Source organism: Sulfitobacter sp. SH22 (assembly GCF_965641905.1).
Classification (GTDB): Bacteria; Pseudomonadota; Alphaproteobacteria; order Rhodobacterales; family Rhodobacteraceae; genus Sulfitobacter.
The window spans coordinates 1,075,814-1,089,842 of sequence record NZ_OZ282573.1 but is presented as its reverse complement, the minus strand read 5'-3'; the positions used below and the strand labels follow the sequence as shown (position 1 = coordinate 1,089,842).

The 14,029-nt window shown below is 58.9% G+C and carries 13 protein-coding genes and 1 tRNA gene; 13 read left to right on the top strand and 1 reads right to left on the bottom strand.

Translation table 11 applies throughout. From position 1 onward, the window contains the following. Position 1: 1 nt before the first annotated feature. The 13 genes from ACSQ13_RS07320 (at position 2) to ACSQ13_RS07260 (ending at position 13,126) form a co-directional block, all read left to right on the top strand. Entirely contained in the window at positions 2-709 is a 708-nt protein-coding gene (locus ACSQ13_RS07320) for a DUF1326 domain-containing protein (RefSeq protein ID WP_176249129.1), read from the top strand. Then, complete coding sequence (locus tag ACSQ13_RS07315) at positions 706-1,215, top strand: DinB family protein (protein WP_176249128.1); 510 nt, start codon at positions 706-708, stop codon at positions 1,213-1,215. Before ACSQ13_RS07320 ends, ACSQ13_RS07315 begins: the two co-directional genes overlap by 4 nt. Next, positions 1,216-2,319: a dimethylsulfoniopropionate demethylase gene (locus ACSQ13_RS07310; RefSeq protein ID WP_176249127.1), complete on the top strand. Its 1,104-nt coding sequence runs from the start codon at positions 1,216-1,218 to the stop codon at positions 2,317-2,319. Between the two features lie 106 nt (positions 2,320-2,425). Then, complete coding sequence (gene acuI, locus ACSQ13_RS07305) at positions 2,426-3,418, top strand: acryloyl-CoA reductase (protein WP_176249126.1); 993 nt, start codon at positions 2,426-2,428, stop codon at positions 3,416-3,418. Positions 3,419-3,592: 174 nt separating this feature from the next. Further along, positions 3,593-5,014, top strand: coding sequence for a cryptochrome/photolyase family protein (locus tag ACSQ13_RS07300; RefSeq protein ID WP_295509013.1), 1,422 nt, complete (start codon positions 3,593-3,595; stop codon positions 5,012-5,014). A 70-nt stretch (positions 5,015-5,084) separates the two neighbouring features. Further along, complete coding sequence (locus ACSQ13_RS07295; protein WP_295509009.1) at positions 5,085-6,293, top strand: SAM-dependent methyltransferase; 1,209 nt, start codon at positions 5,085-5,087, stop codon at positions 6,291-6,293. 31 nt (positions 6,294-6,324) lie between these two features. Continuing rightward, entirely contained in the window at positions 6,325-6,765 is a 441-nt protein-coding gene (locus ACSQ13_RS07290) for a TrgA family protein (protein ID WP_176249123.1), read from the top strand. Positions 6,766-6,769: 4 nt separating this feature from the next. After that, complete coding sequence (locus ACSQ13_RS07285; protein WP_295509006.1) at positions 6,770-7,903, top strand: NUDIX domain-containing protein; 1,134 nt, start codon at positions 6,770-6,772, stop codon at positions 7,901-7,903. A 14-nt stretch (positions 7,904-7,917) separates the two neighbouring features. Next, positions 7,918-8,952 (top strand): cysteine synthase A, encoded by a 1,035-nt coding sequence (locus ACSQ13_RS07280; protein WP_176249121.1) that lies wholly within the window; start codon positions 7,918-7,920, stop codon positions 8,950-8,952. Continuing rightward, positions 8,949-11,282 carry a DUF3772 domain-containing protein gene (locus tag ACSQ13_RS07275; RefSeq protein ID WP_295509002.1) on the top strand — a complete coding sequence of 778 codons (2,334 nt, stop codon included), beginning with the start codon at positions 8,949-8,951 and terminating at the stop codon, positions 11,280-11,282. Before ACSQ13_RS07280 ends, ACSQ13_RS07275 begins: the two co-directional genes overlap by 4 nt. Next, positions 11,279-11,998, top strand: coding sequence for an alanyl-tRNA editing protein (locus ACSQ13_RS07270; RefSeq protein WP_176249120.1), 720 nt, complete (start codon positions 11,279-11,281; stop codon positions 11,996-11,998). The genes ACSQ13_RS07275 and ACSQ13_RS07270 overlap by 4 nt, the downstream gene beginning before the upstream one ends. A 70-nt stretch (positions 11,999-12,068) precedes the next feature. Further along, positions 12,069-12,158: transfer RNA gene (locus ACSQ13_RS07265), tRNA-Ser, on the top strand. Positions 12,159-12,682: 524 nt separating this feature from the next. After that, complete coding sequence (locus tag ACSQ13_RS07260) at positions 12,683-13,126, top strand: YqaA family protein (RefSeq protein WP_176249119.1); 444 nt, start codon at positions 12,683-12,685, stop codon at positions 13,124-13,126. A 101-nt stretch (positions 13,127-13,227) separates the two neighbouring features. Here ACSQ13_RS07260 and ACSQ13_RS07255 read toward each other — a convergent pair whose 3' ends face one another. Further along, positions 13,228-13,797, bottom strand: coding sequence for a YcbK family protein (locus ACSQ13_RS07255; RefSeq protein ID WP_176249118.1), 570 nt, complete (start codon positions 13,795-13,797; stop codon positions 13,228-13,230). Between the last annotated feature and the right edge of the window lie 232 nt (positions 13,798-14,029).

Here is a 14,029-nt window from a genome sequence, read left to right as displayed (position 1 = left end):
GATGGCGACCAACAAAAGAGCCGATGCAGACCGTTTGCCGATCAGTCAGCGGATCGACCAGCGGATGCCGAACCCCAAACGGCGCGAAGCGACCCCGACAAACTGGCAGATCAAGGGCGAGCTGTTCCTCAATTGCTCGTGCGAGATGTTCTGCCCCTGTGTTGTCAGCCTTGGCGCACACCCGCCCACAGAGGGGCACTGCCACGCGTGGATGGCCATTGCCATCGACGAGGGCCATTACGAGGGCGAAGACCTGTCGGGGCTGAACGTGGGCCTGCTGGTCGATATTCCGGGCCGCATGGGCGAAGGCAACTGGAAAGTCGCGGCTTACGTCGATGAAAACGCCAGTGGCAAAGCCTATAACGGGCTTTTGCAAATCTTTTCCGGCGCGGCGGGCGGCACCACGGGCCTGTTCACCATGCTGGTATCCGAGATCATCGGGGCCGAACGCGCCCCTGTGAAAATCATCCGCGACGGTACCAAACGGTCGATCCAGATCGGCCGCAAGATCGCCGGCGAGATCGAGATGATTGCGGGCAAATCGGCGGATCATCCGGTGATGATCTCGAATTCGAAATACTGGATGGGGCCGGATATTATCGCGGCACGCGGGCTGAAATCGAAGGTCCGAGATTACGGTCGCGTCTGGGATTTCGGCGGCAAATCAGCCGAGATTTGCCCGATCAACTGGCAGGGCCCCAACCCATGATAAACACAGGCTATGTCCGGACAATGGCGCGCTATAACAGTTGGCAGAACGACCAGTTGATGCCGCTGTTGCTGGACATGCCATTGGCCGAATTGACCAAGGATCGCGGGGCCTTTTTCGGGTCGATCCTTGGCACCGCGAACCATCTGCTATGTGGGGACATGTTGTGGATGTCGCGGTTTGACCCGTCGACGGAGCCGCCCTTCGAGGCGTTTGACAACTGGCCCAAACTGCACAAGGACGCACGGGCCTGGGCCGCAGACCGGCACCGGGTGGATGGCAAAATCCGCCATTGGGCAGGGGCCCTGCGCGAGTTGGACCTGCTGGGGGATCTGCACTGTGTGCCCGCCAGCGGAGGCGACCCCTATAGCCTGCCCATCGGTCTTGCTGTGGTACAACTGTTCAACCACCAGACCCACCATCGGGGTCAAATCCACGCCATGCTGACTGCCGCCGGTGAAGCGGCACCTGTCAGTGACATCATCTATCTGCCGGAGACCGCATAAATGGCCCTCATTTCCCCATCGCGCCGGATCAGGCGCACGATGTTTTCCGAAGGCGTCGAAGCCGCAGGCGTATCGGCTTATACGGTCTATAACCACATGCTGCTGCCCACGGTCTTTAAGAGCGTGCAGGAAGATTACCATCACCTGAAAGAGGCGGTGCAGGTCTGGGATGTGGCCTGCGAACGGCAGGTCGAATTGCGCGGGCCGGATGCGGCAAAGCTGATGCAGATGCTGACGCCGCGCGATCTGCGCGGGATGCTGCCGGGGCGGTGTTTCTATGTGCCGATCGTCGATGAAACCGGCGGGATGCTGAATGATCCGGTGGCGGTGAAACTGGCCGAGGACCGCTGGTGGATTTCCATTGCCGACAGCGATCTGATGCTCTGGGTCAAGGGGATCGCCAACGGCTACCGGCTGGATGTGCTGATCGACGAACCCGATATCAGCCCGCTGGCCATTCAGGGCCCCAAGGCCGATGACCTGCTGGCACGGGTTTTCGGCGACGCGGTCCGCGACATCCGGTTCTTCCGCTTTGGCATGTTCGACTTTGAGGGGCGGTCGATGGCCATCGCGCGGTCGGGCTATTCCAAACAGGGCGGGTTCGAGATTTACGTCGATGGCGAAGACAAGGGGATGCCGCTGTGGAACGCGCTGATGGAGGCCGGGCGCGATCTGGATGTGCGCGCGGGCTGCCCCAACGGGATCGAGCGTGTCGAGGGGGGATTGCTGAGCTATGGCAATGACATGACCGACGACAACACGCCCCATGAATGCGGCTTGGGCCGGTTTTGCGACACCCAGACGGCGATCGGCTGTATTGGCCGCGACGCGCTGTTGCGGGTGGCCAAGGAAGGCCCCACCAAGCAGGTCCGCGCGATTGATATCCCGGGCGATGCGGTGCCGCCCTGTGATCGGGCGTGGGACATCGAAGTGAAGGGCAAGAAGGTCGGGCAAGTGACCTCGGCTGCGTATTCGCCGGATTTCAAGACCAATGTGGCCATTGGCATGGTGCGGATGACCCATTGGGACGACGGCTGCGAGGTGCAGGTCCGCACGCCCCAGGGTCTGCGCGATGCGGTCGTGCGCGAGAATTTCTGGGCGTAAGCGTCTGGATCAGAGTTGGGGGCCGAGGGGCCAGCCCCTCGGGCTCCCCGGAGTTTAGCTGGCAAAATGAAAAGGGTGACGAAATGTGACCCGGATAGGAGAGATTATGTTTGATGCGTTGATGGTGACCAAGGACGAAGAGAGCGGCAAGACCTCTGCGGCGGTGACGCAGATTGATCTGGACCAGCTGCCAGCGGGTGAAGTGACGGTTGCGGTGGAATATTCGACGGTGAACTATAAAGACGGTTTGTGCATCGGGCCGGGCGGCGGTTTGGTACGCAAATATCCGCATATTCCCGGCATTGATTTTGCAGGCACGGTCGAGGCGTCGGATGATGACCGCTACAAGCCCGGCGACAAGGTCGTTTCGACCGGCTGGCGCGTGGGCGAGGCGCATTGGGGCGGGTATTCGCAAAAGGCGCGGGTCAAGGCCGACTGGCTGGTGCCATTGCCCGAGGGGCTTGATACGCGTCAGGCCATGGCTGTCGGCACGGCGGGTTTTACCGCGATGCTGGCGGTGATGGCGTTGGAAGACCACGGGCTGAAAACCGGACATGGGCCTGTGTTGGTTACCGGTGCTGCGGGTGGTGTCGGGTCGGTGGCTGTGGCGATTTTGGCTGCATTGGGCCACGAGGTTGCCGCTGTGACCGGACGCCCCGAGACGGCGGATTACCTCAAGGCGCTTGGGGCCAGCCAGATCGTTGCACGCGAAGAGATCAACGAGACCGTCAAACGCCCGCTTGAAGGGGAAACCTGGGCGGGCTGTATTGATGCCGTCGGTGGCGCGATGCTGGCGCGGGTCCTGGGGCAGATGAAATACGGTGCATCGGTTGCGGCGGTTGGTTTGGCGGGCGGTGCCGGTCTGCCTGCGACGGTGATCCCGTTCTTGTTGCGCGGCGTGAACCTGTTGGGGATCGATTCCGTGATGCAGCCCTATGAGAACCGCTTGCGCGCCTGGGAGCGGATCGCAAAGGATCTGCCGATGGCCAAGCTAGAGGAGATGGTCGTGCCGGCAACGCTCAAGGATTTGCCGCAGTTGGGCAAGGACATCCTGGCCGGGCAGGTACGGGGCCGCGTTGTTGTGGATGTAAACGGCTAGGCGGCGCATCCTGACAGAGTTTGACGCCACTTCGGGTCGCATTCAAAAGATGCGGCCCGTTCTTTTTCAAGGACAGAAACGGGCACGAAGGGAATTTTGCCGAAAATGCGAAATTCTCCTTGAAAGCGGGGGCGTTGGGCTATGTCTCATCTTACCTAACAAAGAAGTTTTGCCTTGTCTGATACATCCCCGATCCTTGTGTGGTTTCGCCGCGATTTACGGCTGAGCGATCATCCCGCGTTACATGCCGCGGCACAAACGGGCCGTCCTGTGATCCCTGTTTTCATCCACGATGGCCTTGTTGAGGCACTTGCCGCCGCGCCGAAGTGGCGTTTGGGTCTGGGGGTTGGCAGCTTTGCCGGGGCGCTGCGGGACAAATCCAGCCAGCTTGTGTTGCGCAGGGGCGATGCGCTTGCGGTGCTGCAAGAGCTGATCGCGCAGACCGGGGCGGGGGCGGTCTATTGGTCGCGGCTTTATGATCCGCAAACCACTGAACGCGACAGCAGCGTCAAGCAGGCGCTGAAAGAGGCGGGCGTCGATGCGCGGTCCTTTGGCGGGCATCTGATGTTCGAGCCCTGGACGGTAGAGACCAAGACCGGCGGCTATTACAAGGTCTACACGCCCTTCTGGAATGCGGTGAAGAACAGGGGCGTCGATGCGCCGCTGGCGGCACCGTCAGACTTGAAAGCGCCTGTGCAATGGCCTGAAAGCGACGATCTGGATGACTGGAACATGGGCGCGCAGATGCGGCGCGGGGCCGATGTGGTGCGGCCCTTTGTGCAGCTGGGCGAGAAGGCAGCGCAGTCCCGTCTGGGGGCTTTCATGGCCCATGGGGTGGCCGAATATAAGCAGAACCGCGATCTGCCAGGGGTGGATGGAACATCGAACCTGTCGGAAAACCTGTCGCTGGGAGAAATCAGCCCGCAGCAATGCTGGCATGCGGGGCAACGGGCCTTGCATGATGGGAAACAAGGGGCGGAAACCTTTCTTAAGGAGCTGGTGTGGCGCGAGTTTGCCTATCATCTGATGCACCACACCCCGCGCATTCTGGATCAGAACTGGCGCGAGGAATGGGCGGGGTTTCCCTGGAACGAGGACGAACGGCTGGCCGAGGTCAAGGCGTGGAAACAGGGCCGCACCGGCGAGCCCTTTGTCGATGCCGCCATGCGCGAGCTTTATGTGACGGGGCGGATGCACAACCGTGGCCGCATGATCGTGGCCAGCTATCTGACCAAACATCTGATGTGTCATTGGCGTATCGGGCAAAAATGGTTCGAGGACTGCTTGATCGATTGGGACCCCGCCAGCAATGCGATGGGTTGGCAATGGGCAGCAGGGTCGGGGCCGGATGCATCGCCGTATTTCCGTGTCTTCAACCCCGAGACGCAATTGGACAAATTTGACAAGAACCGCGATTATTCCAGCCGTTGGATCGCCGAAGGCCGTGCCAAGCCGCACAAGGATGCGCTGGCCTTTTTCGACGCCGTGCCACAGCGCTGGAACCTGTCGCCTGACGATGATTATCCCGACCGGATCATCGCTTTGGACAAGGGGCGCGAACGCGCGCTTGATCTGTACAAGAACCGAAACTTTTAACGCTTGGTGAACGTGCGTTGTGCACTTAAACTTTAATTCCGCGATTAAATCCGCGTTCAGGGAGCCTGAAATGATCTTAACCAGTACCGAAGGACAAGTATCCCTTCCCAGATATTTTGCGCGTGTGTTTGCGATGGCACAAGAGATGCACAAGGGGCAGGTGGATTTTGTCTTGCCTGACGGTCGGCGGTTCAGGGCCAAGGGGGCTGATCCGTTTCCGGTGGCCGAAATCCATATCAACAATGCGGATCTGTTCGCGCGGCTGATCCGCGACGGGGATCTGGGCTTTAGTGATGCCTATCTGGATGACTGGTGGAGCACGCCGGATTTGCAGGCGTTCATGGACGTGGTTCACGCCAACGAAGATATCTACGATTCATTTCCCGGCATGGGGCTTGTGCGCAAATATGAATCCCTGCGGTTCTGGCTGCAGCGCAACAGCAAGAAGCAGGCGCGCAAGAACATCAGCTATCACTATGATTTGGGGAATGATTTCTACAAATTGTGGCTGGATGACACGATGACCTATTCCAGCGCTTTGTTCGAGGACGGCCCGCAACAATCGCTTGAGGCGGCGCAAACTGCCAAATACGCGTCGATGGTCGACCAGATGGGCGTTGAACCGGGCGATCATGTGCTGGAAATCGGCTGCGGCTGGGGGGGATTTGCCGAATATGCCGCAAAAGAACGTGGTTTGAAGGTGACTTGCCTGACCATCAGCAAGGAACAGTTTAAGTACGCGAAAGAACGCATTGAAAAGGCTGGTCTTTCCGATCTGGTAGATCTCAAGTTGCAAGATTACCGGGACGAACGCGGGGTCTATGACGGGATCGCCAGCATCGAGATGTTCGAAGCCGTGGGCGAGAAGTATTGGCCGTCTTATTTCAACACGTTACGCGACAGACTTAAACCTGGAAAACTGGCGACCCTGCAGATCATCACCGTGCAGGACCGCCGCTGGAAGGTCTACAAGCGAGGCGTTGATTTCATTCAGAAATACATCTTTCCGGGGGGCATGTTGCCCAGCCCCACAGTGCTGCGTCAACAGGTGGAAAAAGCCGGGCTTGCGGTCGAGAAATCAATCGAATTCGGCAAGAGCTATAACCTGACCTTGCGGCGGTGGCATGAGACCTTCAATGAAAAATGGGACGATATCGCCGCTATGGGATTTGACGAGCGGTTCAAGCGGATGTGGAATTTCTACCTGACCTCCTGTGCTTCAACCTTTGACAGTGGCAATTGTGATGTGACACAAATCACGGTGAAGCGCCGTGTTTGACAGCGCAACCTTGTGAGCTAAGGAGCACTCAATGCCCACTGCTGCCAAATTGATGGCCGCCTTCTGTCTGGCTTCATTAGCTTTTGTTGTGTCTCAGATGATTATGCCGCTCATGCCGGAGCGGTCTGAATTTGGCTATTTCGTGCCGATCAACATGGCAGTCGGGGCGTTGGTGGGCTGGGTCATTATGGCCCCGCGCTCGGGGCATGGCATGGGCGCGGGCATTACCAACGGGCTGACAGGCGCGTTCATGCTTGTGTTGTGGGGCTTGGCGACCCATGCGGTGATCCGGATGCTCGACCTGTCCATGCAGCGCCGCTATGACGGCATGGGCGAGGCGCTGTTGGCGGTTTTGACGATCAGCGCGGAATACTTGCTGGTGATGGCCACAGTGCCGATTGGGATTGCCTTGATCGTCGGGGGCATTATCAGCGGTATCGCGACCAATTATGCCGAAAGAAAATGGCCCTAACTCCATGAAAAATCTGTTTTTTTACGGCACTCTCAGGCATATTCCACTGCTTGAGATCGTGCTGGGCCGTCCGGCGGCCGACATCGCACTCACGCCGCAAGGGCTGGCGGATCATGCCGCACTTGCCGTGGCCGAAGGGCCGTTTCCTTGTGTGGTGGAACAGCCCGGCGCGGTCACCCAGGGGCTGCTGGTCGAAGGGTTGAGCGACACCGATATTGCACGGCTTGATTTCTACGAGGGCAGCTTTGCCTATGATCTGCGCGATGTGACGCTGCAAGGTGGCCAGCGCGCAAAGGTCTATTTCCCGACGCCGGGGGTATGGACAACAGCCGCGCCTTGGGATCTGGCCGAGTGGGAAAAGGACTGGGCCGCGCTGAGCTGCTTTGCCGCGCGCGAGGTGATGGATTATTTTGGCAAATATTCCGTGACACAGGTCGGCAGGATGTTCCCGATGATCCGCACACGGGCCGCGGCGATGGTAAATGCGGCGCAGTCCAGACACGGGGCAGGGACATTTGATGGCACTGTTGATGTGCAGCGGATCGACCGCGTTTACACCAATTTCTTTGCGCTGAACGAATACCAGCTGCGACATGAACGGTTTGATGGCACCATGACGCAGGTGCTGGAGCGCGCGGTGTTTGTGGCGTCGGATGCGGCACTTGTGCTGCCCTATGATCCGCAGCGCGACTGCGTGATGCTGGTGGAACAGTTGCGCATGGGGCCAATTGCGCGGGGTGATACATCGGTTTGGCAGTTCGAGCCCATCGCAGGCCGTGTCGATCCGGGCGAGACCCCTCAAGAGTCAGCGCACCGCGAGGCCGCCGAGGAAGCGGGGATAACCCTCAATTCCCTAGAACTGGTGGCCGAGGTCTATGCGTCACCGGGCGATTCCACCGAATTTTTCTATATCTACGTGGGGCTTGCCGACCTGCCGGACAAATCCACCGGCGTCAGCGGGCTGGACACCGAAGACGAGGACATCCGGTCGCATCTGATGTCTTTTGAGGATCTGATGGCGATGGTGGATACGCAACAAGCCGCCAATGCGCCGCTGGTGATTGCTGCATATTGGCTCGCACGGCACCGCGACCGCTTGAGGTTGCCCCCCCCCGAGGCTACACCTGATGTAACTTGAATTAGGAGCACCCCATGCACGTCGCATCTGATCTGGCGCAAGCCATTGGCAACACACCCCTTATCCGTTTGCGTCAGGCAAGCGAGGCAACCGGCTGTGAGATCTACGGCAAGGCCGAATTCATGAACCCTGGTCAATCGGTCAAGGACCGTGCGGCGTTGTTTATCATTCGCGATGCCATTGCAAAGGGCACGTTGAAACCGGGCGGTACAATTGTCGAAGGGACGGCTGGCAACACGGGCATCGGTCTGGCGCTGGTCGGCGCGTCGATGGGGTTCAAGACGGTGATCGTGATCCCCGAAACCCAAAGCCAAGAGAAAAAGGACATGTTGCGCCTTGCCGGGGCCGAGCTGGTGCAGGTGCCGGCCGCGCCTTATCGCAACCCCAACAACTTTGTGCGCTATTCCGAACGGCTGGCGAATGAACTGGCCCGCAGCACCAACGAAGGTGTGATCTGGGCCAACCAGTTTGACAACGTGGCCAACCGTCAGGCGCATATTGAAACCACCGGCCCCGAAATCTGGGAACAAACCGGTGGCAAGGTCGACGGGTTCTGCTGCTCAGTCGGTTCCGGTGGTACGCTGGCGGGCATTGGCATGGCGTTGCAGCCCAAGGGCGTGAAAATCGCCTTGGCCGATCCCGATGGCGCGGCGCTGCACAGCTATTATACCAAGGGTGAGCTGGTGGCCGAAGGCGGGTCTATCGCCGAAGGTATCGGGCAGGTGCGCATCACCAAGAACCTCGAAGGGTTCACCCCCGACTTCAGCTATAATATCCATGATGCCGAAGCCTTGCCGATCGTGTTCGACCTGTTGCAGCACGAAGGGCTGTGCCTTGGCGCGTCGTCCGGCGTGAATGTTGCCGGTGCCATGCGTCTGGCCCGCGATATGGGGCCGGGCCACACCATTGTGACCATCCTGTGCGACTTCGGCACGCGCTATCAGTCCAAGCTGTTCAATCCCGAATTCCTGCGGGAAAAAGGTTTGCCGGTTCCGGGCTGGCTGGACCGCGCCCCACAATCCATCCCCGGCGTTTTTGAGGACCAATGACACTGACCATGCGCGCGCTGTTCACGGGGCTGTGCCTTGGGTTGTGGCTGGCTGTCGGGGCGGTATTCGCACAAGACGAGCCGTCCCAAAATATTAATCGCTGGGAAAACGTCGCGACAAGCGCCGAGACGGTGGTGGATGAAAAGACCGCCAGCGACACGGTGCTTGAGACGTTGCGCGCGCGCATCGTCGGCTTCCGGGCGGAATTTGATACGGCGCGCCAGAATAATTCGGAGCGTATTGCAACGCTGAGCAGTCAAATCGCGGCCCTTGGTGCCCCGCCCGAAGGTGAGAACGCCGAACCCGAGGCCCCCGAACTGGCCCAGACCCGCGCGGATTTGAACCAGCAGCTCAACGCGCTGTTGGTGCCGGTCCAGATCGCGGAGCGTGAGTATCTGCGGGCCGACGGATTGGTCCGCCAGATCGACCAGATCGTGCGCACCCGGCAGACCGAAAAGCTGCTGACAACGACCCCGTCACCGTTGAATCCGCAACATTGGGCACCGGCGCTGAAAGATCTGGAAGCCGCCTTTGGGGCCATGTGGATCGACCGGAGCGAGGTGAGCAACGCGCAGAAATTCACGGCACTTCGGGAAAACCTGCCCTTGGTGTTCTTTAGCAGCCTGCTGGGGTTGTTGTTGCTGTTTCGCGGGCGTCGCTGGGCCGTGATGATGGTCACCGGATTGCGCAACCATCAGGCGCGCGGTTTGGGCATCTGGCGGTTTGTTGTCTCGCTCTTGCGTATCTTCCTGCCGCTGGCGGGGCTATTCCTGCTTGCGACCGCGGCCCGTCAAACCGGATTTCTGGGGGTCCGCGGGACCGAAATCACCCGGCTGTTGCCGGTGTTGGGTCTGGTTATCTTCGGGTTCCGCTGGGTATCGGAAAGGGTATTCTCGCGCGATGACGAAGAGGCATTGCTGTTGCTGGATCAGGAACAACGGCGCAGGGCGCGGTTTTATGTGAACGGCATCACGATTGTGATGATCGTGCAGATCCTGACCCTCAAGGTTGTTGAATTCGATCTGCCCACGGCGGCGACCACTGCGGTGGTGGCTTTCCCCTTTGCGCTGCTGATCAGCTTTGCGCTGTTCAGGGTCGGACAAATCCTGCGCAGCTATCAAGACCCCGAGGAAGAAACCAGCGAGCCTGAAACGGTGCAACGCAGCTCGACCCTTGCGCGGATGGTGCGCAGTCTGGGCTTGGGGGCGATGGCGATCGGTATTCTGGCGCCGCTGCTGTTTGCCTTTGGCTACGAGGATCTGTCCGACGCAATCTTGCGGCCCTATGTGACCACATTGGTCGTCTTGGGGCTTGTGATGGCGCTGCAACGTTTTGCAGCGGATGTGTATGGCGCGATCACGGGGCAGGGTGTCGCCGCCCGCGAGGCCCTGATGCCGGTGTTTTTCGGCCTGATCCTGTTGATCCTGGCCATGCCCGTTCTGGCGCTGTTATGGGGCGCGCGCCTGACTGACCTGAGCGAGCTTTGGGCAACCTTTGCAAGCGGGGTTGCGATCGGAGACACACGGATTTCGCCGTCAAACCTGCTGACCTTTGCGATCATTTTCTCGGTCGGGTATCTGTTGACGCGGCTGTTGCAGGGCACCTTGCGCTCGAACGTGCTGCCGAAAACCCAGATCGACATTGGCGGGCAGAATGCCCTGCTGTCGGGGCTGGGTTATGTGGGGATATTTCTTGCGGCCTTGGCTGCGATCACCGGGGCGGGCATCGACCTGAGCTCGCTTGCGATCGTGGCGGGGGCATTGTCGGTTGGTATCGGTTTCGGTCTGCAAAACATCGTCAGCAACTTTGTCTCGGGCATTATTCTGCTGATCGAGCGCCCGATTTCCGAGGGCGACTGGATCGAGGTGGGTGGCAAAAGCGGCTATGTGCGCGATATCTCCGTGCGTTCCACCCGGATCGAGACCTTTGACCGCACCGACGTGATCGTCCCCAATGCCGATTTGGTCAGTGGCACGGTAACCAACTTTACCCGTGGCAATACGGTCGGCCGGGTCATCATTCCGGTCGGCGTGGCCTATGGCACCGATACAAGGCGCGTCGAGACGATCTTGCGTGAAATCGCCGAAGATCAACCGATGGTTCTGGCAAATCCGGCCCCGAATGTATTGTTCGTGAACTTTGGCGCGGATGCGCTGGAATTCGAAATTCGCGCCTTTTTACGGGATGTGAACTGGATCATGCAGGTCAAAAGCGACATCAACCACGCCATTGCCAGCCGGTTTGCCCAAGAGAGCATCGAAGTGCCTTTTGCACAGCGCGACATATGGCTCCGCAATCCCGAGGCGTTGAAAGGAAAATCCGACACATGACCGCAGCGCTGTATCTGGAAGATGCCTATCAACGCGATGCCCACGGCATTGTCACCGCAATCACCGAGGAAGGCGGGATCGTGCTGGATGGGTCGATCTTTTACCCCACCGGTGGCGGTCAGCCCGGTGACAGCGGCTGGTTGACCTGGGATGGCAAACGGCTGCCTATCGCCACCACGGTCAAGGGGCAGGGCGATGACATTGCCCTTGTCCCCGCCGAGCCGTTGCAAATGCCCGAGGTCGGCACCCATGTGACCCAGGTTCTGGACTGGGACAGGCGGCACAAACACATGCGTGTTCATACGATGTTGCACCTGCTGTCGGTTGCCGTGCCCTTTGGGGTGACAGGGGGGCAGATTTCGGCCCGCCACGGCAGGCTGGATTTCGACATGCCCGACGCGCCGGAAGACCGCGAAGGGATCGAGGCCGTGTTGAACAATTTTGTCGAGGCCGATCTGCGTGTCAGCACAAGCTGGATCACCCAAGCCGAACTGCAAGCCGCACCCGAGTTGGTCAAGACGATGGCCGTCAAGCCCCCCAAGGGCCCGGAAAAGGTGCGTCTGGTCCGGATCGGCGACGGGGCAAGCTGGATCGACTTGCAGCCCTGCGGCGGCACCCATGTGGCGCGCACAGGCGAAGTGGGCGGGCTTGTGCTGGGCAAGATCGAAAAGAAGGGCCGCCAAAACCGTCGTATTTACGTTCATCTGGATGGTTAGTCATCATGTTGAAATTGAGGTGATTTAGCTCTTGCACCCCGACCGCACCTCACGCTAAACACCGCCTCACGGACAGGTGGCCGAGTGGTCGAAGGCGCACGCCTGGAAAGTGTGTAGGCGGGAGACCGTCTCCAGGGTTCGAATCCCTGTCTGTCCGCCATTACCCCATATTTTATTGATGACGTATTGAAATCAGGCGATAATTTTTTCGCCTGTATTTCGTTTTGTATAGCAAAATGTAAAGTATTTTGCGGATTCACCGCGATTTAGGGGGCTGGTGTTTAGATACCACCCTGTATGGAGCGCTGAATGTTAGGGGCGCATTGATCTGCTCAGGTTTGATGCAAGGGGCGATATTCCCAAGGATTGGGATTTTATCGTGGGGTCTGTTGATCCGGGTCAGTGATCGCGTCGGCACGTCCTTGTTTCTGGGACAGAATTCTTGACATCAAAACGGTTCTATCGCTAATGCAGGGCCTTGCCGGACGGGTTCCGCAGGCTGTCGATCCGGCTTTATCCCTTTTGCTCAATCGCACCGCGCCCCAAGGCGGGCGTGCAAGGGGTGACATCTTCCAGGCTGTTTTACGGTGGGTGGGTTGGGAAACCGTTCATGATATCAATGTGTTAGAGGTGCGTAAAAACGTTGGAATACGGGGTGAAGATGAGCGTGGGTAAGGCCGCCCGATGATCGGATATCTGGGCCTGTTTTCGGCGGCCTTCATTGCCGCGACGTTTCTTCCGATGCAATCCGAAGCGTTGTTGGTCGCGTTGATGTTGAACAACCAGCATTCGCTTGTGATCTTGCTGGTGGTCGCAACGGCGGGCAACGTGTTGGGATCGGTTGTGAATTGGGTCTTGGGGCGCGTGGCGTTGCGGTTCAAACACAAACGCTGGTTTCCTGCCAATGACGCGCAACTGGCGCGCGCAGAGGTTTGGTATCACCGCTACGGGCGGTGGTCGCTTTTGGCCAGCTGGTTGCCCATCGTCGGGGATGCGCTGACGATTATTGCGGGTGTGTTGCGTGAACCGCTTTGGTCGTTCGTGGCGATTGTCACAATCGGCAAAAGCGCGCGCTATGTGGCCTTGGCGATGATCACAGTTTACTGGTTTCCTGTCGGGCCGGCCTGAGATGTTTACAGGTTTTCGGGGCGACAGGTCAGTGGACGGCACCCGCCAGACATGAAAAAAGCGCCTCTCGGCGCTTTGTTTTCAACGGGTTGAGTGATCTTTCAACCACCCCAGGTGCGGACCACGCCGCAATCCATGTGGACAAAGTTGGAGCCCGAATACCGGCCAACACCGCCACCCCGACATGCCGCAGCAGCCTTTGCCATCTGGTTGACCGACCGGGAGGCCAGACGCAAATCAGCAGCTTGACCGCGCATATGGAGCGAGTTTTTCGCCACACCACGAGACCGCGACCGCAACATCGCATTTGTCTGCGGGCTGCGGTAACCGGATAACAGCATATAGGGTTCGTTCACGTCCAAAAGGTTGTGGGAGGCGGCCATAATGTCGACGGTGCGCAAATCCATGGATTTGACGCCATCGGTGCGCCAGTCGCGCATAAAATGGTTCACTTCCTTAACTGCGTCTTTGATATATTCGCCTTCGATCCAGTAGATCATATCTATGCGTTCGCCGGTGCGACCCGAAAACATCTTGATGCGGCGGATGTCACCGGCACCACGCAGGAAACCTGCTGCATTTGCGAATGTCGGTGCGGCTGTTACGGCTGTCGCTGCGAAGGCACCCAGCAGGGCGCGGCGGGTCATGCCCGAAGAATTCGTACCACTCATGCGTTCAACGTCCTGTATTATACCTGATCTTCCATGATGTTACATGGAGTTTCTCGATCGTCCCCAGATGCAACGCTTATATGCCATAGAGCGATTCCTTAACCAAGTGCTGAATCAGAATGGTTCCATCTATCAAGGATTTTAGGCGAAAATTTGCGCAACAGATAAGAGGGTATTCATTTTTGCCACATCGAATGATGCCAAAACGCACCATTACAAGGGTTTATGGCGT